The following is a 26,770-nucleotide window of genomic DNA, read 5'->3' as shown; positions in this document are numbered from 1 at the left end:
CACCGCAGTGGCTCCCTACTCCGCCTCGCATCTGCACGCGCCAGACCCCGCTCGCCCCGCGGCGGTAGCCGCAGATGTCGCTGCCGGCCTGATCCAAACGACAGGCCCTAGGTCCTCCGGAGTCCGCGGACCGGTGGCGTCAGCGGCCGGCAGACCGTGTGCCCGCAGCACGTCCGTCACCGCCGTCGCCCACGGCCTGCGCGATCCGGCCACGGCCGGCAGTTCCTGGTCGGCGAGCAGCGCGGCGACCGGCCCCATGCGCAGACCCGCCCGGGGAGAGCACGGCCGCCTCGTCCGACCGCCGCAGGGCCGGATCCACGTCGTGGGTGGCCATCACCACGCGTACCGCTCTCCCGGAGCCGGTCCAGCACCTCCAGCAGCCGCTCCTGGCCGTGCGGGTCGAGGCCCGCCGTCGGCACGTCCGCCCCTGATGTCAGACCTTCCGGTAGCCGTACGCCTCCGCCGCCGCCGTCTGCACCGCGTCCAGATCGGCGCCCGCCGACGCGGTCACCACCGCCGCGATCGCGCCCTCCACGAACGGCGCGTCCACCAGCCTGGTCCCCTCCGGCAGTTCGTCCCCCTCGGCGAGCAGTGCCTTCACGGTCAGCACGGCGCTGCCGAGGTCGACGATGACGGCGACGCCCGCGCCCCGGTCAACCGCCATCGCCGCCTGGGTGATCAGCTCCGAGCTGGTGCCGAGCCCACCGTCCGGCGTACCGCCGGCTGCCGCGACCGGGGCGGTGGCGCCGCCGCCCGCGAGCCCCCGGGCGAGCTCGGCGACCGAGGCCGCGACCTCCGCGCTGTGCGAGACGAGGACGACGCCGACCTGGCTCACGACGTCACTCCCGTCCCGCTCGTCCCGCCCGCCTCCGCGAGGGCGGCGATCAGCAGCGCCGAGGACGTCGCCCCCGGGTCCTGGTGCCCGATACTGCGCTCGCCCAGATAGCTCGCCCTGCCCTTGCGCGCCAGCATCGGTACGGTCGCGAGCGCGCCCCGCTCGGCGGCATCCCGGGCGGCCGCGAACGACTCGGCCGAATCGCCGAGCGCCTCCACGGCGGGCTCCAGCGCGTCCAGCATCGTCTTGTCCCCGGCCTTCGCCCCGCCGAGCTGCGCCACCGCGGCGACTCCCGCGCGCAGTGCCTCGGCGAGCCGTTCCGCAGAGACCTCCGCCGCGTCGCCAAGCGTCTTGCCCGTACGCCGCAGGAGCGTGCCGTACAGCGGACCCGACGCGCCGCCCACCGTCGAGATCAACTGCCGTCCGCACAGCATCAGTACGGCTCCCGGAGTGTCCGGCGCCTCCTTCTCCAGTGCGGTGGTCACCGCGGTGAAACCACGCTGCATGTTGTTGCCGTGGTCGGCATCCCCGATCGCGGAGTCGAGTTCGGTGAGACGGCCGGCCTCACGGTCGATGGCGGCGGCGGTGACGGTCATCCAGTGGCGGAAGAAACCCGCGTCCAGCACAGCGTCTCCTTTTCGTTGATTACCACGGATGCGTTGCGTACCACGGATCAACGACCCCAGCGCAGCGCGGGAGTCTCCACCGGCGCGTCCCACAGCCGCAGCAGCTCCTCGTCCGCCTCGCACAGCGTCACCGAGCATCCGGCCATGTCGAGCGAGGTCACATAGTTCCCGACGAGGGTCCGTGCCACCGGCACCTCGCGCTCGACCAGCACGCGCTGCACCTCCGCGTTGAACCCGTACAGTTCGAGCAGCGGTGTCGCGCCCATGCCGTTGACCAGCGCCAGCACCGGACTGGACGGCTGCAGGTCCTCCAGGACGGCGTTCACCGCGAAGTCCGCGATCTCCCTCGAGGTCATCATCGGGCGCCGCTCGCGGCCCGGCTCCCCGTGGATGCCGATGCCCAACTCCAGCTCGCCCGGCGGGAGATCGAAGGTGGGACTGCCCTTGGCCGGCGTCGTGCACGCGCTCAGCGCCACGCCGAAACTGCGCGACCGCTCGTTGACGCGCCGCGCGATGGCCTCGACCCGCTCCAGCGGTGCGCCCTCCTCGGCGGCCGCTCCGGCGATCTTCTCGACGAAGAGCGTCGCTCCCGTACCGCGCCTGCCTGCCGTGTACAGACTGTCCGTCACCGCCACGTCGTCGTTCACCAGCACCTTGGCGATCTGAACGCCCTCGTCCTCGGCGAGCTCCTGGGCCATGTCGAAGTTGAGGACGTCGCCGGTGTAGTTCTTGACGACGAACAGCACCCCCGCGCCGCTGTCGACGGCGGCCGCGGCCCGCGCCATCTGGTCCGGTACGGGCGACGTGAACACCTCCCCGGGACATGCCGCCGAGAGCATCCCCGGCCCGACGAACCCGCCGTGCAACGGCTCATGCCCGGACCCGCCCCCGGACACCAGCGCGACCTTGCCGGCGACCGGAGCGTCTCCCCTGACCACGACCCGGTTCTCGACATCCACACGCAGCTCGGGATGTGCGGCCGCCAATCCCCGCAGGGCATCCGCGACGACGGTCTCCGGGACGTTGATGAGCATCCGCATGGCTACCTCCTGATGAGACTGGCGATCATCACTCTGAACAGGGTCTTCGCAGGTCGGGCTGTGTGCCGTGGTGCCGAATGCCGGCCATGGTGCGTATCGGGTACGGATGCTCACATGGTAGGCCGCTACGACGCAGTCACCCGAGGTGAAACGGCGGCCGTTTCCCCACCGGCGAGTTCGCCGGGCGAGCGGCCCTGCAGTCCCCTTGCACATGGCCGTTGCCGGCCGGCGCGGGCTCCGGGGCACCGTCTGCAGCAAGAGGATGTTCAGCAGGGCAGGCAGCACAGCGAACCCCAGCATGTGCTGATCAACGTGCCACGCCGGGGCGGCACCCGGGTCTTTTGTCGTGCCCTCTCAGGCTAACCCGCCGAAGCGGGCGCCAGCCGTGAGCGCGGTCCATGTATGCGGCAGCGGCTTCGATACAGGGATCAGAGGCCCGAGCCGCCCTGGGCCGTCCGCGCCGCCGCCGCGGCCGCGTCGCGAGCCTGAGCCGCGGCCACGTGGTCACCGGCCAGCGCATGGGCTTTCGCCAGGGTTTCGAGGCCGGTGGCCAGCCACGCCCGGGCGCCGATGTGCCGCCACAGCCCCACGGCGGCCTCGGCGCGTCGACGGGCCTGCTCCGGCCGGCCGGCCGACAGCTGCGCCTCCGCCAGCGCGTACAGCGTGGCCGCCTCACCCCACAGGTTGCCGAATTCGCGATACGTCCACAGGCTCCGGGCCAGCAGTCGGCGGCCCTCGCGAGGGGCGCCTTGGCGCACCAGGACGTCCCCGAGCCAGCAGGTCGCGTGGGTGGCGCCGAGCCGGTCGCCGAGGTTTTCACTGATCGTGGCGGCCAGCCGGAAGGAGTCGGCGGCAGGGGCGTAGGCGCCGAGGGCGCGATGGCTCTGCCCCAGACACCGCAGGGCCTGTGCCTCGCCGGGCCGATAGCCCTCGCTCCGGCTCACCGTCAGACACTCCGTGAAGCGCTCCATGGCCGCCTCGACACGGCCGTGCTCGAGGTCGATGACGCCGATGCCGTTGGTCGCGTACACGAGACAGTTGACGTTGCCGGCTGCCCGGGCCAGCTCGGCGGCCTCTTCGAAGCGCAGCACGGCCGCGGCGTACTGGCCGAGGAGCCGGTGCACGTACGCGAGCCCGGCCGTGGCACTGGCCCGGTACGACGGCCCCAGCCCCTCGGCCAGAAGCAGGGCCTGTTCGAAGTGGGCCAGCGCCTCCGGATAGCGGTCGAGGATGGTGGTGAGTTCGCCGAGGCAGCGGTGGAGCTGAGAGGCGCTGCGCTTGTCGCCGACGTGCAGCGCCGCCTTCAACGACCGCTCCTGCAGCCGCTCCCAGTCGTCGAAGTGACTGCCGACCTGGAAGAGCGTCGTCAAGGCTGTGGCCAGCCCGGCCGCCGGAGCGACGTCCCCTCCGTCCAGCGCCTGGTCCGCCACGCTGATGAGGAACTGGCGCTCCTCGGTGAACCAGGCCAGCGGTGTGACGAGGAGCTGCTCCGTGTCTGCGTGGGAGGGCCGCCAGGAGACCAGATCGGTCTGGGAGACGCCTTGGAAGTCGACGCTGAGCGTGTCCGCTGCGAGGTCGGCGAGGTGGAGGCTCATGCCGAGGAGCCGGGTGAGGGCCGCGGCGCGCTCCTGCCGTCCGACCTCGCTCCGGGCCCGCTCGCGGCCGAGCACCCGCACCAGGTCGTGCAGTTGATAACGGAACCCCGTCGCGCTGACGGCCCGGACCCCGACGAGATGTACCTCCACCAGGTCATCGAGTACGTTCTCCGCTTCGGACAGGCCCACGCCCAGTAAGGCGGCCAGGGCCCAGGCCCCGAAGTCGGCCATGGGCAGCAGCGAGAGCAGGCGCAGCGCGTGCTGTGCAGTCGGGGCCATTCCCCGGTAGGTCAGTTCGAGGCTCGCCCTTACGGCGATGTGCCCGACGGCCAGCTCGTCGAGCTTGCGCTGCTCGTCGGCGAGCGCCCGGGCGACCTTGCCCAGCGGCCAGTGCGGCCGCGCAGCCAGGCGGGCCCCGGCGACCCATACCGCGAGGGGAAGCCCGCCGCAGGTCTCGACGATGGAGCGCGCCGAGTCGGACTCCGCGGCGGTCCGGTCGAAGCCCAGCATCTCGCGCAGCAGGGCCAGCCCTGTCGCGGAGTCGAGTACGCCGAGGGGAAGCCGGTGCCCGCTCATGTCGGCCAGCGTGGTCCGGCTGGTGACGACGACGGCGCAGCGTGCGCCGTTGGGAAGGAGGTCGCTCACCTGCCGGGCATCGGCCGCGTTGTCCAGGACGATCAGCGTCTGTCGCTGGGCCAGCAGGGTCCGGTAGAGATGGATGCGGCTGGTCATGTCGGAGGGCACGGCGCCTCCGCGTACGCCGAGTGCGCGGAGGAACGCCCCCAGGACCGTGAACGGCTCGGCCGGTTCCTCATCGAACCCCCGCAGGTCCACGTACAACTGGCCGTCCGGGAAGCGTGAGGCCAGCAGGTGCCCCGCGCGTACGGCGAAGGCCGTCTTGCCGACACCGGCAGGGCCGGTGACCAACAGGATCACCGGCCCCGGTCCCTCCCGGTCCAGCACCCGACATGCCGTGCTCAACTCGTCCTGCCGGCCCACGAACAAGGACTGGTCCGCCGGGAGCAGGCAGGGCACGAGCTGCCGGCCGGTCCCCCCGCCCTCATCCTCGTCACCGCGCCCGGCGGCGAGGCCCGGCAGCGCCTGAGACGACCAGGACACGCCCTCCGCTCGTGCGGAGCGCTCCCGCTGGGCCAGCGCCGCACGTACCTCGACCCATTCCTTCACCGTCGCCGGGTCACCGCCGTACGCCCGGACCAGTGCCGCCACCACGTCCTGTCTCGGAAGCGATCCCCGGCTGAGCGCGCTCGCCAGGGTGCTCACCGGCAAGTGGTCGCCGACCTTTCGCGCCTTGCGCTCCAACGCCCGGTAAGAGAGGCCGGATCGGTTCTTCGCGGTACGCAGCAGGGCGACGAACTCGGCGGCAGTCCGGGCGCTACTGGGCACGGGTAACGGCGTAGTCACAAAGGGGCAGGCTACCCATTGCGGTGAATGCCCGACCAGCCTGCGATATCGGCCAGACCCGCGCCCCGCACGCCATTCGTGCCGCGACTCCTCGCAGGTTGCGGGCAGGCAGCACAGCGAACCCCGGCATGTGCTGACAACGTGCCACGCCGGGGCGGCACCGGGCACCCGGCACCCGGCACCCCACCCGGCACCCCACCTGGCACCCGGCCACCGTCCGGCGGTCACGGCGGGCCGCGCCGTGCTCCTGCCGGCGCCGGGGACCGGGCGGTGGAGGACACGGAACCGGGCGTCCCGTGTCAGTAGCGCTGGGCCTTGGCGACCGTGGGGGTCAGATTCATACCGGGCGGCTTCCGGCTGATCGCGAGTGGCTGTGCCTTTTCGCCGGGTGCGAGATCCTGTGCTCCGACGATCCGGCTCTCCACGACCTTCCCGGAGGAGTCGGTGAAGTCGACCTGCACCGCGTACGACGCCGTCTGGTCGGTGCTGTTGGTGATCGTGACCACGACGGCCTGGACACCGCCGGTGTCGGCCGTCGGCCTGCCTGTGAGCGAGACATCGGAGAGCGCGTTTCCGCCACCCTTCAGGTTCTTGAGCTTCTCCTGCGCCGCCGCGTTCGCGCGGGCCACCTCGGCCGAGACGGAGGCTTCGAAGGACGAGGCGGCGGCCGATGCCGACGAGGCCGCGGCGGAGGCGACGGCGCGCGCGGAAGCCTCGAGCGAAGCAAGCGCGGAAGGCGGCGTCCCCGTGAACGCCGAGGTGTTCGGTGGGGTCGGGCGCGGGCTGAACGGCGTCGGCGAACTGCTCGAACCGCCGCCTTCGGTGCTGCACGCGACCAGCGTGGCCGTGCCCGTCGCCGCGACGATCACGGCCAGCGCGGCTCCCACCACCCGCCGCCTGACCGATGGGCCCTGCGCACACGTGCTCATCAGGGTCGTCCCTTCACTGCCGGTGATCGAGCCACCCCCTGATGCCTTGCCTCAGTAGCGCAGAGTGCTTGCGATGCCGCCCATTCCGGCGAGTGTGCCGTCCGGTACGAAGTGGACCTCGGCGCCGGTTTCCAGTGACCGCTCCACGATGTCGTCGACGATGTCGGTGACGGCGTCCAGGTCCCCCGGCTCCGCGGGTGCCAGATGGCCGCCCGAGTCGCGCACGGTCTCCCGGTAGTTCTCCTCCACGGCCAGCAGCGCGACCCGGCCGGACTCGACGTTCTGCCGGATCTCGTCGACCCCGGCGGCGAAGGCCCGTCGGCCACGGGCCTTGTCCAGCGACGAGAGGACACCCTCGATGTCCTTCCGCGCCTGGGCCTCGACGAACGGACGCACGGCCTGCCACACGGCGTCGGCCGGCCCTGCCGCCACTCCGCCCTGCGGGACATGGGTCGCCGTCCGCGGGGCGACTGTGCCGACATCGTCGAGCAGGGACAGCGCCGCCGCCTCACCTGCCACGTAGAGCGGCCGGGGATCGGCCTTCAGCACGGCTCCCATCGCCGTGTCCGCCTCGCGCAGGAAATGGCGGGTCGCCTCGTCCGTGAAGGCGCTCGGGACGTTGCCGATCCGCTCCTCGCGCTCCGCGTCGGGGTTTTCGAACGTGCGGGTCAGCGGGAACGCCCCGGTGTCCGCCTCGGTGACCCGGTCCGCCGAGCCGCTCCACAGCGAGACGCGGTCGGACGACACGGCCATCACCCAGAAGGGCTGCTCGGCGGCCTGTGCCGAGACGAGATTGCGGGTCAGGAAGGTGTCCGAGAGCACGACGCGCTCCGGCACCGAACGGCCCAGCGTCCACACCTGATGCTCGCCCTGCGCGGCGAAGACGACCAGCCCGTCCTCCGCGTGGACCAGGTCGATCTCCGACAGCGCCATGTCCAGCTGCTGGACGACGTCGATCCGGGTGTCCCGGGTGACGGCCGGATCGGCCTGAAGCTGCTCCTTGGCCTCGGCCACCAGGTTGCGCAGCCGGACGGGATCCTGCGTGTTGTCCGGCTCTCGGCGATGCGTAGGCATCAGAACCGAAACCGCCGGATAGGGGCGCTGCTTGCGGAGCCGGGCAAGGACGTCGGAGCTGAGAGCTGGGTGCATGCGGATCCCTCCAGGGCGTGCAGTGAATGCCTGCGAGCCATGAACCCGTGGAAAGGCCTCCTGGGCCGATAGGTCATCAAGGTGAACCATATGTCTGATTTCTCAACGGGGCAGAAGATGCGGGCAGGCCGCGGACGTGCACAGCCGTGGACGCCCCTGCCGGCCGGGCCGCACCCGACGGTCCGTGACGGTCTTCGCGACTTCGCGACGGTGCCCATCACGATCGTGTCGTGGTTGCGGTCGGGCACCTCCTCCGCGGTCGGCAGCTCCCGGCCGTCGTGGCGCACGGCGACCTCCCGGCTGCGGGAGCGGCGGGTGTCCTCGGGGCCGGCCGGGTCGTACCGGACGTACTCCTCGACCCTCGATGGTGTCGTTCCCGTACGGACCGGGGCCCGGATGGGCGGCGGCGCGCAGCGCGACGAGGGCGACCGTCGCGTGGCCGGTCGGCGCGACCGGGCGGTTGCCGCCCGACGGTCGCGAAGGACGTCCCGGAGGCGGAGATGCCGCGCGCCGCGACCGCGGTGCGCGGGCCCCCTCGACGAAGCGCAGGGCGCGCAGCCGGTCGCGGCCTTCGGCGGTGAGGCCGAGGCGCACCGGGACGCCACCCGGCGCATGTGACCCCGCGCTGAAGGGACTTGGGCCGCAAGGCCATTGACTTCGCTCCCCGTGATTGGTTGAGTGGCTCATCCACTGAGCCACTGGGGAGGAACGGCGTGGAGGCACTGCCCCGCGAAACCATCGTCGACGTCCTGGAGAGCCGGCTGCGTGAGGACATCCTCACCGGCCGCCATCCGGCCGGCAGCTATCTTCCGCCGGAGCGCCGACTCGCCGACGGCTACGGAGTCACCCGCACCACTCTCAAGCACGCCTTCGGGCGCCTCGCCCAGGCCGGACTCCTGGAGACCCGGCACGGAGTGGGCACCCGGGTCCGCGACTACGCGCGGCTCGGCGGGGCCGATCTGCTGCCCATGCTCGTACGGCACAGTCCGGACTGGATCGGCGAGATCTTCGAAGTGCGGCGCAGCGTCGGATCGTTGATCGCCGAGCGGGCCGCGGCCCGCGCCACCGCACAGCACCGGGACGAGCTGCGCACCCTGCTGGACGCCGTGCGGGCAGCGGACGGCGGCGACGCCGTGCAGCTCGCCGACATCGAGGTCCACCGGGCGCTGGCCCGCGCCACCGGCAACCGCGTCTACGTCCTGCTGACCAACACCCTGTTCAACGCCTATCTGCCGGTGCGGGCCGCGCTCGTGGGTCCGTTCACGGACGCCGAGGTCGCGTACGGGCGGCTGGCGCCGGTCGTCGACGCCGTCGCGGCCGGTGACGAGAGCGGCGCGCGTCGTGCTGCCGAGGCGTATCTGACGGCGACCGAACGGATCATGCTGGAGGGGCTCGCGTGAGTACGGACACGAGCACGGACACGAGCACGAGTACGAACGTGAGCGCGAACACGAGCGCGAGCGGCCGCGGAACGGTGTTCAGAGAGACCATGCTCGGCACGGTCCGGCTCGACGGTGAGGACCGGACCCGCCGGATCCGCCTCGATCTGCGGGTGTCGGCCGACCGGGTCATGCGGCTCCTCGGCACGACCGAGGCGCGGACCACGGGCCGGATTCGCATCGCCGGATGGGCCGACGACCCGTGGGTCGAGGGCGAGTTGGAGATCTCACCACTCGCAAGACGCCGCATCCGGTACCGCCTCTCGTTCACCGCCGACGGCCGCCGGCTCACCCTCGACGGCTGGAAGTCCGTGACCCCCCGCAGTCCGGTCGCGTCGATGACCGTACTGCCGTACACGCTGTACGACGATGAGGCCGGGGCACGGGTCGGTGCGGGCACGCTCCGCTTCCCTGTCAGCACACAGCTCGTACCCTTCCTCGCGAGCTTCCGCTTCCCGCGCCGCGAGGACGCGGCCCCGCTCATGGCACCCCGCTGGAACGGCGAGCCGGGCCGCACCGAGGTCTGGTACACGACCCTCACCGACCCGGCGACCGGCACCGGCCTCTGGCTCCACCATGAACTCACCGCGCCAACCGACGGATCCGAGCCGGTCGCCCACGGCTGGGCCGCGGTCTTCCCCGAGGACGGACCCGTACGGCACGCACGCTTCGGCTCCGCCAAGTGGACGGCCGGCGAGGACGGCTTCACCGCCGGCGGGATCTCGGCCACGCCCGGCCGGCTGACCGGCTCGGCGGACGGGCTGCGCTGGGACCTCACCGAACACGCGACGGACACACCGCTCTTCACCTTTCCCCGCTGGTCCTGGCGGCGCCCGCTGCTGCCCGCCGCCCAGATCCTCCCGGCCGCGCGGGCCTCGTACAGCGGCACGTTCTCCTACGAGGACACGACCCTGACGCCGACCGGTGCGCCCGGCGCCTCGGCCCGGATCTACGGGCACGGCAACGCGCGCCGCTGGGCCTGGCTGCACGCGGACCTCGGCGGGGGAGACGTGCTGGAGATCGTCGCCGCCGTCTCCATGCGGCCCGGGCTGCGCCGGCTGCCGCCCCTGGTCTTCCTGCGCCTGCGCCGGGGTGGCCGCACCTGGCCACGACGGGCGGAGCGCACGGCGGTGGGCTGGGCCGGGATCGGGCGGTTCCGTTCCGCCGTCGGCCTGCCCGTCTGGACCGTGAGCGGCCGCGCGGGACTGCGCCGCATCCGGGTCGAGGTCACCCAGCCCGAGGACCGCACCCTCGCGCTCGACTACACCGACCCGGACGGCTCCCGGGCGATCTGCCGCAACAGTGAACGCGCAGATGCGCACGTGCTGCTGGAGCGGTGGTGGGGCGGCTGGCGTACGGAGGCCGAATGGACCCTGGACGGCACTGCTCACGCGGAGGTGGGCACACGATGAGTCTCGCCGGTTTCGTGGCCGCCCTCATCGCCGACGACGGCACCGCCCACTGGCCCGCGCGCGTCCCGGCAAGACTGGAAGCGGTGCTCGACTCGATGCCGCCGGCCGCCCGCACCGGAGTGCGGTCCGCGGCGCGCGTCATCGACGCGTACGCGCTGGCCCGCACCGGCCGCAGGCTCGCCGCCCTCACCCCCGCCGAACGGGAGGCCGTGCTCGGCTCGCTCGGCGCACGCCCCGCTCTCGCCCCGCTCCTCGACGTGCTCAAGGTGCCCGTGCTGCTCGCCGCCGGGACCGAGCGCATGCTCCAGCAGCGCCCGGCTGTCCCCGCACTGACACGGAAGGACCCGCCGCTCGACTGCACACCCGCGGACGAGTGGCCCGCCCGCTCCACCGCCGACGCCGTGGTCATCGGCTCCGGCGCGGGCGGAGCCACGGCTGCGCGGACCCTGGCCCGTGCCGGACTGGACGTCGTCGTACTGGAGGAGGGGCACCACCACTCCACCGAGTCCTTCGGGCGGCGCACCCCGCTCGAACGGTTCGCCGAGCTGTACCGGGACGGCGGAGCCACCGTCGCCGTGGGCGGCCCGCCCCTGCTGCTGCCCGTGGGCCGGGCCGTCGGCGGCACCACGGTCGTCAACTCCGGCACGTGCTACCGCACTCCGGACCACGTCCAGGAGCGCTGGGCGCAGAAATTCGGGTTCGCTCCCGCCGGACGGTTCGGCCCGTACCTCGACGAGGCCGAACGCACGCTGCGGGTGGCCACCCAGCCGCTGGACGTCCTCGGCAACAACGGCCGGATCGCACTCGCCGGCGCCGAACGCCTCGGCTGGCAGGCGGGCCCGCTGCGCCGCAACGCCCCCGGCTGCAAGGGCTCCTGTCAGTGCGTCGTGGGCTGCCCCACCGGTGCCAAACAGAGCGTGCAGCTCTCCGTACTGCCCGACGCCTGCGCCGCCGGAGCCCGCATCGTCACCGGTGCGACCGTGCGGCGGATCCTCGTGGACGGGGACCACCCCGGCGGCCCGCGCGCGGCCGGCATACGCGTACGACGGGAGGGCGGCGGCGAGTTCGAGATCCTCTCCCCGCTCGTCGTCGTCGCCGCGGGCGCCCTGCACTCGCCGCCGCTGCTGCGCCGCTCGGGCCTCGGCAAACACCCCCGGCTCGGCCGCAACCTCAGCGTCCACCCCGCCACCAGTGTCGCCGGACGCTTCGCCGAGCCGGTCACCGCCTGGGAAGGCGTACTGCAGAGCGTCGGCGTGGAGGAGCACCACGACGGTGGCGTGCTGATCGAGGCGACCGCGACCCCGCCCGGGATGGGTTCCTTCGTCCTGCCGGGCCTCGGAGCCGAACTGCGGCGCGAACTGGAGAGCGCGGACCGGCTCGCCACCCTCGGAGCCATGATCGCCGACCGCCCGTCCGGCCGCGTACTGGGCAAGGACCGTACGCTGCTCCGCTACGACCTGGACCGCCGCGACGCGGACCGGCTCATGCGCGCCGTACGGGCGATGGGCGAGGTGCTGTTCGCGGCGGGCGCGGAGGAGGTCCTCACAGGCATCCCCACCGCCCCGCGCGCCCGCAGCCTCGCCGAACTGGACGGCGTTCTGGCCCGCGTGGGCCCACGGCAGCTGCATCTGTCCGCCTACCACCCCACCGGCACGGTCGCGGCGGGTGCCGACCCGCAGCGCTTCCCCGCGGACGCCACGGGACGGCTCCGCGGCGTGCACGGAGTGCTGGTCACGGACGCCTCGGTGCTGCCGGGCTGCCCCGAGGTGAATCCGCAGCTCAGCATCATGGCGGCGGCATTGGCGGTCACGGAGGCCCAGCTGGAGCGATGACGGACGGGACGCCCCGCACCACCCGGCGGCCCTCACCTGGCGGACTGCCCCCATGTCGCGCAGCGTGGAGGGCGGGGACCGCGAGAAACGTGGGACCGCGAGAAAGGTGAACGGCATGGACAGGCAGGATTCGGCTCCGCGTGTCGTGGTGGGTGTCGACGGTTCGCCCTCGTCGCACGAGGCGCTGCGCTGGGCGGTCCGGCATGCCGGTCTGATCGGGGCGACGGTGGAGGCCGTGGAGGCGTACGAGCTGCCGGGAGCGCACGGGTGGTCGGCCCCCATGGTGGATGCCGGCTTCGACGCGGAGGTGGCCCGGGAATCGCTTGCCGAGGAGATCCGCAACGTGCTGGGCGATTCGGGAGGCTCCCAGGTGCGGCAGGTCCTGCTGCGCGGCAACCCCGTCGAGGCTCTCGTGAAAGCGTCGGAGGGCGCGGAGCTACTGGTGGTGGGCAGCCGGGGCCGCGGCGGGTTCGCCCGTGTGCTGCTCGGTTCGGTGAGCCAGCAGTGCGCGCTGTACGCGACCTGCCCGGTCGTCATCGTCCGCCCCGAGGCCGCCGCGGCGCCCGAGGGCGCGTGACGGCGGCCGTCGTCACGCCCCGGCACGGAGCGCGGGCGTACGCCGACGGGTGGATCCTGAAGGCACGACGGGGCCGCGCGGGCATTCCGCGGCCGGACGCGGGCGAGGAGGTTCCCCATGACACGGACGCTGGAATGGCGGGTCCGCATGCAGCTGTCCGAGGAGGACGGCACGACCAGGGCCCGGGTGGAACTGGACACCGGCAGGACGACGCTCACCGGCACCGGCACCGCCCGCTGCAACCCTCAGGACGTGGACGTCCCTGAGATCGGCGACGAACTCGCGGCGAGCCGCGCGATGAGCGACCTCGCCCGCCGGCTGATGCGGGTGGCGGACCGCGACCTGGAATCGATGGGCGCAGGGCCTGTACCGAGCTACGGATACGGCTGGCCGGAGGTGTCGGCCTGACGCCCGCCGGGACGGCCGGTGCCGACGCATGTCCTCAGGATCGCTGCGGCCTCCCCCGGTGCGCCCGTGCCCCGGCCGCCTCCTCACCGACGGCAGCTGGCTCCTCCGGACACGGCCGGATGCCGCCATCCGTGACCACCGTCGGTCCGCTCCCGGAACCATGATCCGGCGGACGACCCGCCGGACGCCCACGTGCGCCTGCGCATGCCTGTACGCCGCCCCGCCGGACACGGACAGTAGCCGGGCGTTACCGGGCCCATGTGGCGGATGCGCGTTAACGTGAAGCTGCGCGCAGCACACCATGATCGTTCGACAGCGGCGGAGGAATCATGGGCGGGGACGTCCGGAGCGAATCGGGCCGCTTCCCTCGACTGCGGCTCGACGAGCTGCTCGAAGAGCTCCAGGTGCGCATCGACGAGGTCCGCGGTACCAGGGACCGCCTCGACGGGCTGCTGGAGGCCGTTCTCTCCGTGGGCAGGGAGCTGGACCTGCCGCACGTGCTCCGCGAGATCGTGGAGGCGGCCGTGGTACTGGTGGACGCCGAGTACGGTGCCCTCGGGGTGATCGGGGAGGACAAGAGGCTGTCCCAGTTCCTGCCGGTCGGCATCAGCGACGAGCTGCGGGAGCGGATCGGTGAGCTGCCGTCCGGGCACGGGCTGCTCGGGGAGCTGATCAGGCATCCCGAGCCACTGCGGCTTCCGGAACTGTCCGAGCACGCGGCATCGTCGGGGTTCCCCGAGCACCACCCTCCGATGCATTCGTTCCTCGGAGTCCCCATCCGCGTGCGCGACGAGGTGTTCGGCAACCTCTATCTGACGCAGAAGCGGGGTGGGTCCGAGTTCGACGAGGAGGACGAGGCGGTGCTGGCGACGCTCGCCGTTGCGGCCGGTATCGCCGTCGAGAACGCACGCCTCTACGAGGAGACCCGCCTCAGGGAACACTGGCTGGCCGCCAGCGCCGAGTTCACCAACGCCCTGCTGTCCGGTACTCCGGAAGTCCGGGTACTGGAGATGATGCTGGACCGCGCCCGGCTGATCACCGAAGCCCAGGTCGGAGTCGTGTATCTGACGGAGGAGGGCGGGGACCTGCGCGGCGTCCTGGCGCTCGGCGAGGGCGTGGAGCGGCATCAAGGCGTGGTGCTGCCGCGCGGCGAAGGGACGCTCGTCAGCGCGGCGTTGCTGAGCGAAGAGGGCCTGATCACCACTCCTGACGTGGCCAACGACGCCCGCGTGACCTTCAGGCCGGAGCGGTGGAAGGACTGCGGACCCGCCGTAGCCGTCCTGATCGGCGACAAGGACACGCTGCGGGGCGTGCTGATGCTCGCCCGTGGTGCCGGCCGTCCGCCCTTCACCGATGCGGAGACCGCGCCGTTGTCGGGCTTCGCCGGCCAGGCCGCGCTCGCCCTGGAGCTGGCCGAGCGGCGGCGGGACGCCGAGCAGATGAGCCTGTTGGCCGACCATGACCGTATCGCCCGGGACCTGCATGATCTCGCCATCCAGCGGCTGTTCGCGACGGGGATGACGCTCCAGAGCGCCCAGCGCTTCGTTCAGCACCCCGAGGCGTCCGAGCGGCTGGGGCGGGCGATCGACGATCTCGACGCCACCATCAAGATCATCCGTTCGACCATCTTCGGGCTGCGTGAGCACGAGGCCCCGGGCACGTCACCCGGACTCAGACTCCGCACCGTGCGGGTCGTCGAAGAAGCCGTTCCGGCGCTCGGCTTCGCCCCGTCCCTGCGTATGGAAGGCCTCATCGACACCGATGTACCCCGCCAGGTGGCCGACGAGGTCGTCGCCGTACTGGGCGAAGCCCTCGTCAACGTCGCACGGCACGCACGGGCCACGAACGCCGACGTATCGGTCGTCGCACACGCCGGGACGCTGACCGTGACGGTGACCGACGACGGTGTCGGCATCGCGGAGGGCGGCAGGCGCAGCGGGCTGCGGAACCTGGCGGAACGCGCCGGGAAACTGGGCGGTGAGCTGAGCGTGACCCGTGGGGCCGGCGGTGGTACCCGGCTGGTGTGGCGGGTGCCGGTGCCGGGCGGAGGATGAGCGAGCAGCGCTCCTGGCGGCCGCGTTGACCCCCGCACCGCCGGATGCCCTGCCTCAGTGGTGCGGCTCCCCGTACTCGTGGAACTGGGCCGCGATGACCGCGGCCTGTACGCGGCGCTCCACGCCGAGCTTCGACAGCAGGTGCGAGATGTGGTTCTTGACCGTCTTCTCCGACAGATAGAGCCGCTCGGCGATCTGACGGTTGGTCAGGCCGTCTCCGATCAGCGCGAGGACTTCCCGTTCCCGCTCCGAGAGCACGGCCAGGCGCTCGTCCCCGTCCTGCTGAGCCGCCTCCGGGCCGCGCAGTGAACCCATGAGCTTCGCGGTCGTGGCGGGATCGAGCATCGACTGCCCGGTCGCCACGGTGCGTACGGCGGCGACCAGGTCGGAACCCTTGATCTGCTTGAGTACGTATCCGGCGGCCCCGGCCATGATCGCGTCCAGCAGTGCGTCCTCGTCGTCGAAGGACGTCAGCATGAGACAGGCGACCTCCGGCATCAGCGACCGCAGCTCCCGGCAGACGGTGATTCCGTCGCCGTCCGGGAGCCGGATGTCGAGGACCGCGACATGGGGGCGCAGAGCGGGTCCTCGCGCCAGGGCCTGCGCGGCGGTCGCCGCCTCTCCCACCACCGCTATGTCGGATTCGGCGCCGAGCAGGTCGTGAAGGCCCCGCCGGACGACCTCGTGGTCATCGAGCAGGAACACCCGGATGGGCACCTCCGCGGAGAAGACCGGTGCCTCGGACATACGAGCCCCTTGGTGGTCGGTGGTGCCCACTCGATCACGCGTATCCACGGAAACCTCGCACCAGGGCCGAACGGTCACGGCCACCGGCCCCGCGAGCCCCTCCCGGCGCTCGCCACCGACGCCGTGCAGAGCGCCCACGAGCCACGTCCGCAGCTCCATCAGTCCGACGATCTCGTGTGCGCCATGACCTCGCCGCAGTGGTGCGGGGAAGCGGGCAGATCCTCGTCGGCCTGCGTCGCCTGGTAACGGGCGATCTCGTCCGCGACGCATCCGGCGACCAGCTCCACCATGGCCGCGACGGCGGGGGAGAGCCCGGAGCCCACGGTGGAGTCGACGACCTGGACGGCGTACACCACCAGCCGTCCCGGCAGGCGTCCGAGAGCCCGGGAGAGTTCGATGGCCTCACCGAGTACTTTGCCGTGCGGATGGTCGTCCTCGGGCTGTGCGAGACGCTCGCCGTCCAGATCCAGCCGGGTCACCCGGCCGGGATCATCCGGGTACGCGTGCGCGGAGTCCACGACCACGGCCAGTTCCGCGTCGTGCCACAGTCCGACGAGCCGGGCCGGCTCGCCGTCGCAGGTGGCGACGTCGGCATCCGGTAGCAGCGGCCGGCCCGCGGTCCGTTCCCGCAGTGTGTCGATGACAGCCCAGCCCACCCCGTCATCGCGCCTGAAGTCATGGCCCAGGCCGATGAGGGCGATCCGCGAACGGGGTTCCATGGGGCTGCCTCTCGACTACGGTGACCACCCTCGTCGTCCCCGGACGGCCCGTACATGGGCCGAACGGCCCTTGTGCCGGGACCGCCCCGCCCATTTCCAGGGGACGGGCCCCGGCGGCCCTCCGGGCACCGCACCCGAAGGGCCGACGGGGCCCGCGTCCGCACTCGCGCTCAGTTCGCCAGCAGGGACTCCAGGATCGCCTCGTCCGGCGCGCTGATCCTCGCCCTCTCCGGACTCAGACAGTCCGGATCGAGCCGGAACCTCGCCAGGTCGCGGCCGGACACTCCCCAGGCGTGCCAGGACAACCGTTCCCAGGCCAGCTGGGGTGGGTTGTACCAGCCGTCACCGAGGCCCGTGAGCAGCGGTTCGGCCTCCGCGAGGCCGGGGCCGATCCGGTACACCGAGCCGCCGAACACCGAGGCGAACACCTCGCCGCGGTGCACGCTGAGCTCGCCGTAGCTCGGCAGCTTTCCCGTGTGCAGGACCGTCCGGGACTCGAGGTCCATGGCGAACCAGGTGCCCGCGAGCCGCTTGTAGACCCCGTACAGCACACCGTCGTGCACCTCGATGTGCTGCAGGCTCGCGTACCCCTCGATCGGCGCGAACTCCCACAGCACCTTGCGGCGCCGGAGGTCGAAGGCGACGATCGTCGCGCTCGGCCGCGCCGGTGTGACGCTTCCGCCGCCCCAGGTGTCCCCGGCGAGATACGCGATCCGGCAGCCGTGCCGGTCGTCCAGCGCGAGCGACATCACGCTCTGGTCGACGATCACATCCGGATACACCGAGAGCCGGCGTCTCGACCGGTCCACCAGGGTCAGGGCGCCCTTGAGCCGCCCGGCCGGCGGGGCGGTGGACACCAGGAGCAGATCCTCCTCCCGTACGTGTGCCATGTCCGTCGGCCGCTGCTGTTCGTTGTCGACGAAGCCCAGCGAACGGACCCTTCCGCGGTCCGGTTCGAGCTCCAGCACCTCGGTGCTCGGATAGAGCGCCGCGTACACGCGGCCCCCGGCCATGCGCAACTGCTTCGGCTCGCCCGAGACGGGGATCCGACGGGACGTGCCTGCCTCCGGCCGGTGCGTCGTGATCGAGAAGTGGCCGCCGACGTGCACGGTTCCGCGTGACCCGTACGTCATGGACTGCACGGGATCCGGTCCTGACATGCCCGTGTCGATCAGCTCCAGTATGTCCGACGTGTTGTCGGCCAGGTCCAGCCACCAGAGCCGGCCGCTGCCCGCACCGCCCAGCAGCGTCCCGTCCTTCAGCGGGAACAGCCCGCGGTGCTCATCGGCGGGCGTGGGCGCCGCGACCGGCACGAGTGTGCCGCCGTCGCGCCGGTAGACGGTGCCTGTCGGACGTCCGATGCAGTACACCGTGCCGTCGGAGGTCGTCGCGATCGCGTCGACCAGCCGCTCCGTGGCCGGTATCGCGATCACCTGCGCGTCGCTGCCGTCGGGGGCGATGTCGACGACGGACCTGCCGAACCCACCGATCACCCGGCCGCCGCGGGCGAGCAGGCAGGCCGCGCCGCCGTACGGGGCCGGCGTGATGGACTGCTTCACGCCGGTCGTCCTGTCGTACGCGACGATGTGGCCTTGCGGCAGCGTGCCCGCGTAGACGAAGCGCTCGTCGGCGGCGATCGCCCGCACGTACTGTTCGCCGGGCCTCGCCACACCGAGATTGCGCAGGACGCCGGTCTTCGGCGAGTACTCCCAGACCTCGCCGCGCGGATAGGTACCCGCGTACACCGTGCCGTCGGGCGCCGTTGTGAGACACCAGACGAAGCCACCCGTCGGGCCCACCGTGCCGATCAGGCTCACCGAGCCGGTGGCCGGGTCGAAGCGGTAGATGTCGGGGAACGGGTACGTCCCGACGTAGACCTGCCCGCCGGAGACGGTCGAGGCCCACCCGCCTTCGCCGCGGGGCAGCCGGACCGTCCTGGTGAGCTTCTTCGCCGCCAGGTCGATCTCGCCCAGCAGCGGCGGATTCTGACCACGTGCCACCACGTACGCACGGTCGTCGAGCACGGTCAGGCCGACGATCGCCGCCGTGTAGGTCGCGATGCCGTACGTCGAGACCGCGGGCCCCGAACAGTGATCCCCTGTGCCGGATGTGCCGGCTCTGCTCGCCGTGCCCGTGCCCGTGCCCGTGGTACTGGATGTGGGTGTCGTTCCGGCTGTGTCGGCATGCGCTGCGACCGGGGCCACCGTCTGCCCCGCCACGGACGCCACGACCAGCCCGGCTCCGGCGTGCAGTAACCGCCTGCGTTCCATGCGAGCCTCCCAGGGATGCGGACCGTTCCCTAGAGGATGACCAGCGTGTTCGGCGGGAACACCTGGTCCGGTGAGGTTTTTGACGTGCTTTCAGCAGTTGTCGAATGCTGGGGCCGGACTCCGGCGGTCTGCCGCCCGATCGGATCTGATGCACTGACACCCGCCCGGCGGAACCCAGAGGCCCGCCACCAGTGGAACTCCGGTCGGCGCACGCACCCGCACATCGGCCTCATCGTGGTGGTGCGCCTCGTCGCGGTGGGGCTGCCGGGTCGGACGGTGGTGCGCCTCGTCGTGGTGGGGCTGCCGGGTCGGACGGTGACGCCGCCGAGCGGGCCGGTCGCCTTGTGGTGCCGACCCCCGCTCGGGCGGTGCCTGCCCAACGGGAGCACGAAACGCCCGACGGCGCCGCTCCTATCCTGGTGAGGGGGCCGGAAGGGAGCCGTGCGTGGCCGAGCGGAGCACCGGCACCGAGCAGGCGACCCGGCACGAGCGAGACGGCCGCGGCCGAGGCGTCGTACGGCTGCTCGCACGAACTCGGCCGCGCCCCGCAGCCCGGTCTCGCGCTGCTGCGCCTCGGCCAGGGCAGGGCCGCGTCATCGGCCGCCGGCCTCCGGCTCGCCCTGGCGGGCGGCTCGGGCGGGAACGGACCGGGCGGGCTGGGGCGCTGCCGGCTGCTCGCGGCACAGGTCGAGATCTCGCTCGCCCTCGGCCGGCTCGACGAGGCCCGTAGGGCAGCGGCCCTCGCCTGCGACAATCTGTCGGCCGGCAGGCCCGGCCGCGCCCACTCGTCGCCGGCTCAGCCCGCGAACCGCTCGACCACCTTCACCACCTGGCCCGCCCCGTCCTCCATGGCGATGCGGCGGGCCGCGGCCGCGGCGGCCGCACGGTACGACCGCTCCCGTACGGCACTGACCAGCGCGTCGGCGAGGCGCGGCGCCGTCAGAGCCTTGAACGGGACCGGCGCGGTCGCCGCGCCCAGCGCCGCCAGCCGGCCCGCCCAGAAGGGCTGATCCGCCGTCACGGGCACCGGCACGGAGGGCACTCCGGCGCGCAGGGCCGCCGCGGAGGTGCCCGCTCCCGCGTGGTGGACCACCGCGGCCGTCCTGGGGAACAGCAGGGCATGCGGCAGCTCCCCGACGGTGAGGACGCCGTCGCCGTCCGCCGAGAGCCCGGCCCGGCCGGACTGGAGGATGCCGCGCAGACCGGCCCTGCGCAGCGCCGCCGCCGCGAGCTCGCCCAACCGCTCGCCCGCCCCGGCCGCCATACTGCCGAAGCCGATCAGGACCGGTGGCGGCCCGGCCGCCAGGAAGTCCTCGACGGCGGCCGGCAGCGCACGGGCCGGGTCGTGGTGCGGCCACCAGTTGCCGACGACCTCCAGCCCCGCCCGCCAGTCCGCGGGACGCGACAGCAGCGTCGGGCTGAACCCGTACAGCACCGTCCTGCCCTCCGCCTCGTGACGGCGATGCAGCTCCTTCCCGGACAACGGCGGCAGCCCCAGCCGGCCGCGCAGCTCCGCCTCGGCGGCAGCGAAGATCCGGTCGACCATCGAGAGCGCCATCCGGCCCGCCGCCCGGTTGCCCCAGCCTCCCAGCGAACGGGCACCGCCGACCGGCGGCGGGAAGCATCGCGTCGGCTCGTCCGGCTGCAGACGCACGTCGAGGAAGGGAATCTCCCCGGCTTCGGCGATGTGCCGGGCCAGCGGAGCCGTCGTGGTCGACGCCAGCAGCATCTCCGTACCGTCGGGCACGGCATCGGCGAGCCCGGGGCCGAGCGTCTTCGCGAACTCGGTGGCCACGCGCATCAGCTCCCGCCTGCTCACGGCACGCCGCCCCTGGCCCTGCGGATCTCCCGGCAGCCGCCGGAACTCCAGCCCCGCGTCCCGGACGAGCCCGGCGAACGGGTCGTGCGCCGCGAGCGCGACCTGGTGCCCGGCGTCCCGCAGCCGTACACCCAGTCCCGTGTACGGGGCGACGTCGCCGTACGAACCGGCCGTGGTGATCAGGATCTTCATCGGTCTCCTTCGGAAGGGGCCCGGCGTGCGGCATTGGCCCGGACCGCGCTGCGCAGATACGCGGCGAGCCCGGGCCGCTGCTGGGACGGCGGAACGACGAGGGCGAACGCGCGCGGACTGGCGGCGAAGTCGTCGGCGATGCGCAGGTGCATGTCCGGCGGGCACGGGGTGAACCAACGCGCGATGTGCTGCCGGTGGTCCTCGGCGAGCTCCCGCGCCCGCTCTCCCTCGGCCGGCTCGCCGTCGTCGAAGGCGGCCAGCAGATCCTTCCGCCAGGCCGCCGCCTCGCCCATGAGCCGCGCCCAGTCCTCCTTGGTATGGGCGGCGGCGCTCGCCATGGCCCGCCGGTGTCCCTCGCTGTCCCGCCACTTCAGCCCGGCCTCGGTGGCGTAGCTCAGATCGAAGGCGATCTCGCCGAACACGTCGAAACGCTCCTGCGGCGTCAGCCGCACACCGGTCTGCTGGACCTTCATCGCATGCTCCGCGACCTCCATCAGCCGCCGCAGCTTCTCGATCTGCTCACCCAGCACCCGGTGCCTGGCCCGCAACTGCTCCAGGACGTCGGCCTCGGGGTCCTGGAGTATCGCCGCGATCTCGTCGAGAGAGAAGCCGAGTTCGCGGTAGAAGAGGATCTGCTGCAGCCTGGCCAGATCGGCTTCGCTGTACAGGCGGTAGCCCGCGGTACTGCGCTCGGTGGGAGAGAGCAGCCCCGTCCGGTCGTAGTGGTGGAGCGTGCGGACCGTGATCCCGGCGAAACCGGAGACCTGGCCGACGGAGTAGCTCATGGATCTGCCTTTCGTCGCGTTACAGCGTGAAGCCTGACGTCGCGTGAGGGTCAAGCGGGACCACGGCCCGGCCACGTCGCACACCAGCGTTCAAGACGAGGGCAGCCGCACGGCACAAGCTGGGAGGGCACGTACCGCACACCGCGTTGACGGACAGGAACCACCGATGACCGACGAGCACCCGACCGAAGACGCGAACACAGACGGGAGCACAGACGCGAACGCAGGGAGGAACGCAGGGAGGAACGCAGACGGGAGCACAGACGCGAACGCAGGCAGGAACGCAGGGAGGAACGCAGACGGGAACGCAGACGTGACCGAGGAGGTGACCGAGGATGTCCGCCTCGCCGTCTACGAGGGCTTCGCCCGCACCGGACGCGCCCCGCACACCGCCGCCCTCGCCGCCACCACAGGACACGGCCCCGCGGCGGTACGGCAGGCACTGCGAGACCTGCACGAGCACCGTGACCTCGTCCTGGACGATCCGGCGGCCCCCGACGGCGAACGGGTCGTCATGGCGCACCCCTTCGCCTCGGTCCCGCTCGGCTTCTCCGTCATGGGCACCCGCACCCTGTGGTGGGGCGGCTGCGCCTGGGACTCCTTCGCCCTGCCGCACCTGCTGACCGGCGAACCCGATGTCCTTGTCGCCACCCGCTGCCCCGCCTGCGACACCCCCCACGCCTGGGTCGTCGGACGCGACGCCCCGCCGCCCGGGGACCAGGTGGCCCACTTCCTCGTCCCCGCCCACCACGCCTGGGACGACGTCGTCCACACCTGCCGCAACCAGCGGCTGTTCTGCTCCACCGGCTGTGTCGACGACTGGCTGGAACGGACCGGCCAAGCACGCGGCTACGTCATGGACCTCGGAACCCTCTGGCGGCTGGCCCGCGGCTGGTACGCGGGACGCCTCGACCGCGGCTACCGGCGCCGCGATCCGTCCTCCGCCGCGGCCTACTTCGCGGAGGTGGGCCTGCGCGGACCCTTCTGGGGACTCTGAGGGTCCGGCCGGAGGGACGCCGGTGTGCGGCCGGTCAACCGGCGGGCGGTGCGCGTGAGATGGGCCTGATCCGCGAAGCCCGCGAGCGCCGCCGCCTGTGCCGGCGCCGCGTACGGCAGCGCCGCCACCGCGGTCCGCAGCCGCTGCCAGCGTCGCAGGGTGCCCAGCGGAATGCCCACTTCCTCCCGTACGAGAGTGCGCAGCCGTGAGGGGGAGAGCGACACCTCCCGCGCCACGTCCCCGAGATCGTCGTGCCCGGCGCAGGCGCGCACGGCGTGGGCGACGCGCGGGTCCACCTCGCCCCCGGCACACCAGGGCAGCGCGGTCAGCGCATCCTGGAGGGCATCCAGGTCCAGCTGTTCGCCGAGCGCGTCGCGCACGCGTCGCACGGTCGACGGCTCCAGCGGTACGGGTCCGGCCGCGCCGGGTCCGTACCGTACGCACCAGGGGTCCAGGAACACGGCGGCGAAGGCAGAGGACGCCGCGCACGCGTGGTCGAACCGCGGCGGCACCAGCAACCCCGTGCCCCGGTCGGGCAGCACGACCTTCCACGCCGGGTGGCTGTGCCGGGACACCGCCGAGGCGCCGGACTCGGCGAACACCGTGATCCCGGGCCCGCCCGCGAAGTCGAGTACGCGGTCGTTCTGTTCAATACGCCATGCCTGCCGCGCCCCGAACATAGCCCCATGTCCTCCTTCGAGCCTCTCGCCCTCGCCATCTTCCTGTGCCTCACGGGCATCGCGCACTTCGCCGTACCTCGCTACTTCCGTACGCTCGTGCCTCGATGGCTCCCGGCTCCCGGTGCGCTCGTCGCCGTGACCGGGGTGATGGAACTGGCTGCGGCCGCCCTGCTGGCGGTGCCCGGTACGCGCGCGGCGGGCGGCTGGACGGCGGCGGCGCTCATCGCCGCCTTCCTCACGTCCCACGTCGATGCCGTACGCCACGCCTGCCACGCCCGCCACGCCCGCCGCAGCCGGCCGAGGCTGCTGGACCGGCCCGCTGGCGTGGCACTGCGGATCGTGGTCAACCTCGGCTATCTCGCCTGGGCGGTCGCGGTCGCCCGCGCGTGAGGCTGTCGGGCCGCCCGTGGTGTCGGTGCGACGGCCTCCGCGGGGCGCGGCGGGCCGCCCGTCGCACCCCGCGGACCGTATCGGCCGGGCGGGCACCGGGGCGGGGAGAATGAGGGGGTGACCTACCGCTACCGCGTCCTCGGCGCCGTGCAGGTGCTCCGCCCCGACGGCAGCGAGGTGCCGCTCAGCGGGGCCCGCCTGCGGGCGCTGCTGACCGTGCTCGCGGCCGCCGGCGGGCGGGCGGTACGGGCCGGTGAGCTGATCGACGAGGTGTGGGGTGGCGATGAGGAGCCGCCCGCGGACACCACGGCGGCGCTCCAGGCGCTCGTCGGACGGCTGCGGCGCGCACTGGGCCGCGACGCGATCGGCTCGGTGCCCGGGGGCTACCGGCTGGCGGCCGGTCCCGACGCGATCGACGTGTACCGCTTCGAGCGGCTCGTCGCGCAGGGTACGGAGGCGCTGCGCGACGGTGATCCCGGCCGCGCCGCACACCTCCTCGACGAGGCTCTGGCTCTGTGGCGAGGCCCCGCACTCGCCGATCTGCCGGGCCGCGACGGCGACCCCGTGGCCGTGCGCGCCGGCCGCCGCCTCGCCGAAGCGCACCGCGCCCGGCTGACCGCCGAGGTCGCCCTCGGCCGCCCGGACGCGGCGCTGCCGGGCCTCGCGGAACTCGCCACGGCACAGCCGCTGGACGAGACCGTCCACGCCCTGCTGATCCGCGCCCTGCGTGCGGCGGGCCGCCCGGCGGAGGCCCTCCAAGCGTACGAGGACATCCGCATGGTCCTGGCCGATCGCCTGGGCACCGATCCGGGCCCGGAACTCCAGTCACTGCACCAGGAGTTGCTGAGCCCGCCCCGGCGACCGGCGCCGGGCGGACCGAGCCGGGGCCAAACCGTGCGCGAGCCCGCCGGCCGCGGTGGGGAAGGGGGAGACCCCATGGCGCGGAGCGTGCTCGAGCCGACGGCGTCCTGGCCGGCGGCCGGACGGACCGGCACCACGGCGCAGCCGTCGGTGACCGGACGGGCGGAACGGGCGGAACGGTCCGGACGGGTGGAACAGTCCGAACGGCCGGGGCCGGGTGCGAACGCGGGCCCTGCTGGTACTGCGGCAGCGGACGATGCCGGTCGCGCCGTGGCGGGCCGGCCGGCACGGACCCGGCCTCCCGGCCCGGCGGAGCCGCCGGTCGCGGCGGGCCACCCGCCCGGGAACCTGCGGGCCCGGCTCACCTCCTTCGTCGGGCGGGAGCGCGAACTCGACTCCCTGCGCGCCGAGTTGGGGACGCATCGACTCGTCACCCTGGTCGGCGCCGGTGGGGTCGGCAAGACACGCCTGTCACTGGAGGCCGCCGATGACGCCCAGGGTGCGGCCGACGGTGTGTGGCTGGTCGAACTCGCGCCCGTACGGGCCGAGGAGAGCGTGCCCGAAGCCGTGCTGACGGTGCTCGGGGCACGGGAGACACAGGTACGAGGACCGGGATCCGCGCAGGCCGCGGCGCGGGAGCCGCTCGCTCGGGTCGTGGAGCTCTGCGGGGCGCGGCGGATGCTGCTCGTCGTGGACAACTGCGAACACGTCATCGGCGCCGTTGCCGAGCTCGTGGAGACCGTACTGACCAGCTGCCCGGGCGTGACCGTGCTGGCCACCAGCCGGGAGCCTCTCGGCGTGCCGGGGGAGACCGTGCGGACCGTGGACCCGCTGCCCCAGGACGGAGCTCTGCGGCTGCTCGCCGAGCGCGGCGCGGCGGCCCGCGCCGGGTTCCGCACGGACGAGGACCCGGAAGCCTGCGCGGAGATCTGCCGCCGCCTGGACGGGCTGCCGCTCGCCGTCGAACTCGCCGCGGCCCGCCTGCGCGCGCTCTCGCCGCGCCAGATCGCCGACCGGCTCGACGACCGGTTCCGCCTGCTGAGCACCGGCGGCAGGACCAGCAGGACCGTGCTGCCCCGGCAGCAGACCCTGCGGGCCGTCGTCGACTGGTCCTGGGATCTGCTCGACACGCCCGAACGCGCGGTCCTGCGCCGCCTCTCCGTCTTCTCGGGCGGCTGTGCCCTGGAACAGGCGGATGCGGTATGCGCCGACACGCCGGACACACTGGACACGCCGGACACGCCGGACCCCCGGCACGTCGCGGAGGTGCTCGCCTCCCTCGTCGACAAGTCGCTCGTCGTCGCCGGGGCCGATGGCTCGGCGGGGAACATGCGGTACCGGCTGCTGGAGACCGTCGCCGAATACGCCGCGAGCCGGCTCGACGAGGCCGGTGAGCGGGACGCCGTCGAACGCCGCCACCTGGTCGCGTACCGGGAACTCGTACGGACCGGCGACCCCCGGCTGCGCGGCACGCACCAGACCGAGTGGCTACGGCGGTTCGAGACCGAGCACGACAACGTACGGGCCGCCCTGCGCACTTCCGTCGCCCGCCGCGAGGAGCAGGAGGGCCTCTGCCTGACGCTCTCGATGAGCTGGTTCTGGCAGCTGCGCAACCATCAGGCGGACGCCCGCACCTGGGCGGCCGCTGTCGCGAGCCTCGGCCCCGACCCGTTCGCTGCTCCCGTACGGCGGGCCGTAGCGCTTCCGGACCGGTGTACGGACACCCCTCCGCCGTGGGACGAGGAGCAGTTGTGGGAGGCCAGGCGCGGCGTACGGCTGCTCGTCCTCGCCGCAGGTGACGCCGCCGCGTACGAGGGCGCCGCGTACGACGCTGCCGCGTACGAGGGTGCCGGGCATGGCGCGGCATACGCGGACACCGCGAGCGAGGGGGCCGGGCCCGCCGGGGACACGCCCGCGCAACTGGGCGCCGTCGTCTCCGCCTACCGGCCGGGCCTGCCGCAGAACTGCCGTCAGCCGGGCTCCATGTGGTAC

Annotated in this window: 22 protein-coding genes and 1 pseudogene; 10 read left to right on the top strand and 13 right to left on the bottom strand. The window is 73.0% G+C overall.

Annotation, left to right across the window (positions count from 1 at the left end; all coding sequences use genetic code 11):
* Window positions 1-15: 15 nt before the first annotated feature.
* From ACWGI8_RS12830 to ACWGI8_RS12800, 7 genes and pseudogenes are all read right to left on the bottom strand, one after another.
* Window positions 16-422, bottom strand: a pseudogene (locus ACWGI8_RS12830) (ABC transporter ATP-binding protein); the annotation flags it as partial.
* An 11-nt stretch (window positions 423-433) separates the two neighbouring features.
* Entirely contained in the window at window positions 434-835 is a 402-nt protein-coding gene (locus tag ACWGI8_RS12825; RefSeq protein ID WP_453660373.1) for a PTS-dependent dihydroxyacetone kinase phosphotransferase subunit DhaM, read from the bottom strand.
* Complete coding sequence (gene dhaL / locus ACWGI8_RS12820) at window positions 832-1,461, bottom strand: dihydroxyacetone kinase subunit DhaL (protein ID WP_453660371.1); 630 nt, start codon at window positions 1,459-1,461, stop codon at window positions 832-834. Before dhaL ends, ACWGI8_RS12825 begins: the two co-directional genes overlap by 4 nt.
* A gap of 47 nt (window positions 1,462-1,508) precedes the next feature.
* Window positions 1,509-2,501 (bottom strand): dihydroxyacetone kinase subunit DhaK, encoded by a 993-nt coding sequence (dhaK, locus tag ACWGI8_RS12815; RefSeq protein WP_453660370.1) that lies wholly within the window; start codon window positions 2,499-2,501, stop codon window positions 1,509-1,511.
* 428 nt (window positions 2,502-2,929) lie between these two features.
* Window positions 2,930-5,500 carry an ATP-binding protein gene (locus tag ACWGI8_RS12810; protein ID WP_453660369.1) on the bottom strand — a complete coding sequence of 857 codons (2,571 nt, stop codon included), beginning with the start codon at window positions 5,498-5,500 and terminating at the stop codon, window positions 2,930-2,932.
* Between the two features lie 317 nt (window positions 5,501-5,817).
* Window positions 5,818-6,447, bottom strand: a complete 630-nt coding sequence (locus ACWGI8_RS12805; RefSeq protein WP_453660368.1) for an FxLYD domain-containing protein — start codon at window positions 6,445-6,447, stop codon at window positions 5,818-5,820.
* A gap of 51 nt (window positions 6,448-6,498) precedes the next feature.
* A complete protein-coding gene (locus ACWGI8_RS12800; RefSeq protein ID WP_453660366.1) occupies window positions 6,499-7,596 on the bottom strand; it encodes a baeRF3 domain-containing protein in 1,098 nt (365 codons plus the stop codon).
* Between the two features lie 90 nt (window positions 7,597-7,686).
* Between ACWGI8_RS12800 and ACWGI8_RS12795 the strand changes: the two genes are divergently transcribed.
* The 7 genes from ACWGI8_RS12795 (at window position 7,687) to ACWGI8_RS12765 (ending at window position 15,318) form a co-directional block, all read left to right on the top strand.
* Window positions 7,687-8,214 carry a hypothetical protein gene (locus ACWGI8_RS12795; RefSeq protein WP_453660365.1) on the top strand — a complete coding sequence of 176 codons (528 nt, stop codon included), beginning with the start codon at window positions 7,687-7,689 and terminating at the stop codon, window positions 8,212-8,214.
* Window positions 8,215-8,309: 95 nt separating this feature from the next.
* On the top strand, window positions 8,310-8,996 hold the full coding sequence (locus ACWGI8_RS12790; RefSeq protein WP_453660364.1) for a FadR/GntR family transcriptional regulator: 687 nt from the start codon (window positions 8,310-8,312) through the stop codon (window positions 8,994-8,996).
* Window positions 8,993-10,447 (top strand): hypothetical protein, encoded by a 1,455-nt coding sequence (locus ACWGI8_RS12785; protein WP_453660362.1) that lies wholly within the window; start codon window positions 8,993-8,995, stop codon window positions 10,445-10,447. The genes ACWGI8_RS12790 and ACWGI8_RS12785 overlap by 4 nt, the downstream gene beginning before the upstream one ends.
* The gene (locus ACWGI8_RS12780) at window positions 10,444-12,279 is read left to right on the top strand and encodes a GMC family oxidoreductase N-terminal domain-containing protein (RefSeq protein WP_453660361.1); all 1,836 of its coding nucleotides are present in this window, start codon (window positions 10,444-10,446) and stop codon (window positions 12,277-12,279) included. Before ACWGI8_RS12785 ends, ACWGI8_RS12780 begins: the two co-directional genes overlap by 4 nt.
* Window positions 12,280-12,394: 115 nt before the next feature.
* Complete coding sequence (locus ACWGI8_RS12775; RefSeq protein WP_453660359.1) at window positions 12,395-12,856, top strand: universal stress protein; 462 nt, start codon at window positions 12,395-12,397, stop codon at window positions 12,854-12,856.
* A 117-nt stretch (window positions 12,857-12,973) separates the two neighbouring features.
* Window positions 12,974-13,264: a DUF1876 domain-containing protein gene (locus tag ACWGI8_RS12770; protein WP_453660358.1), complete on the top strand. Its 291-nt coding sequence runs from the start codon at window positions 12,974-12,976 to the stop codon at window positions 13,262-13,264.
* 329 nt (window positions 13,265-13,593) lie between these two features.
* The gene (locus tag ACWGI8_RS12765; protein WP_453660357.1) at window positions 13,594-15,318 is read left to right on the top strand and encodes a GAF domain-containing protein; all 1,725 of its coding nucleotides are present in this window, start codon (window positions 13,594-13,596) and stop codon (window positions 15,316-15,318) included.
* 54 nt (window positions 15,319-15,372) lie between these two features.
* On the opposite strand, the gene ACWGI8_RS12760 is transcribed toward ACWGI8_RS12765, so the two are convergent.
* From ACWGI8_RS12760 to ACWGI8_RS12740, 5 genes are all read right to left on the bottom strand, one after another.
* Window positions 15,373-16,065: a response regulator gene (locus tag ACWGI8_RS12760; RefSeq protein ID WP_453660355.1), complete on the bottom strand. Its 693-nt coding sequence runs from the start codon at window positions 16,063-16,065 to the stop codon at window positions 15,373-15,375.
* A gap of 158 nt (window positions 16,066-16,223) precedes the next feature.
* Window positions 16,224-16,784: a hydrogenase maturation protease gene (locus ACWGI8_RS12755; RefSeq protein ID WP_453660353.1), complete on the bottom strand. Its 561-nt coding sequence runs from the start codon at window positions 16,782-16,784 to the stop codon at window positions 16,224-16,226.
* Between the two features lie 170 nt (window positions 16,785-16,954).
* Window positions 16,955-19,054 (bottom strand): hypothetical protein, encoded by a 2,100-nt coding sequence (locus ACWGI8_RS12750; protein ID WP_453660352.1) that lies wholly within the window; start codon window positions 19,052-19,054, stop codon window positions 16,955-16,957.
* A 796-nt stretch (window positions 19,055-19,850) separates the two neighbouring features.
* Window positions 19,851-21,065 (bottom strand): glycosyltransferase, encoded by a 1,215-nt coding sequence (locus ACWGI8_RS12745; RefSeq protein WP_453660351.1) that lies wholly within the window; start codon window positions 21,063-21,065, stop codon window positions 19,851-19,853.
* Complete coding sequence (locus ACWGI8_RS12740) at window positions 21,062-21,850, bottom strand: MerR family transcriptional regulator (RefSeq protein ID WP_453660350.1); 789 nt, start codon at window positions 21,848-21,850, stop codon at window positions 21,062-21,064. Before ACWGI8_RS12740 ends, ACWGI8_RS12745 begins: the two co-directional genes overlap by 4 nt.
* Window positions 21,851-22,163: 313 nt before the next feature.
* Here ACWGI8_RS12740 and merB point away from each other — a divergent pair, with 313 nt between their 5' ends.
* Window positions 22,164-22,847 (top strand): organomercurial lyase, encoded by a 684-nt coding sequence (gene merB / locus ACWGI8_RS12735; RefSeq protein WP_453660349.1) that lies wholly within the window; start codon window positions 22,164-22,166, stop codon window positions 22,845-22,847.
* Here merB and ACWGI8_RS12730 read toward each other — a convergent pair.
* A complete protein-coding gene (locus ACWGI8_RS12730; RefSeq protein ID WP_453660347.1) occupies window positions 22,802-23,527 on the bottom strand; it encodes a helix-turn-helix domain-containing protein in 726 nt (241 codons plus the stop codon). The genes merB and ACWGI8_RS12730 overlap by 46 nt on opposite strands.
* Before the next feature lie 6 nt (window positions 23,528-23,533).
* On the opposite strand from ACWGI8_RS12730, the gene ACWGI8_RS12725 reads away from it, so the two are divergent.
* Both ACWGI8_RS12725 and ACWGI8_RS12720 read left to right on the top strand, forming a co-directional pair.
* The gene (locus tag ACWGI8_RS12725; RefSeq protein WP_453660346.1) at window positions 23,534-23,917 is read left to right on the top strand and encodes a DoxX family protein; all 384 of its coding nucleotides are present in this window, start codon (window positions 23,534-23,536) and stop codon (window positions 23,915-23,917) included.
* A 117-nt stretch (window positions 23,918-24,034) separates the two neighbouring features.
* Window positions 24,035-26,770, top strand: a 2,736-nt coding sequence (locus ACWGI8_RS12720) for an AfsR/SARP family transcriptional regulator (RefSeq protein ID WP_453660345.1), incomplete at its 3' end; no start/stop codon positions are given.

Source organism: Streptomyces sp. NPDC054841 (assembly GCF_053611045.1).
This window is presented reverse-complemented; position numbering and strand designations above follow the sequence as displayed.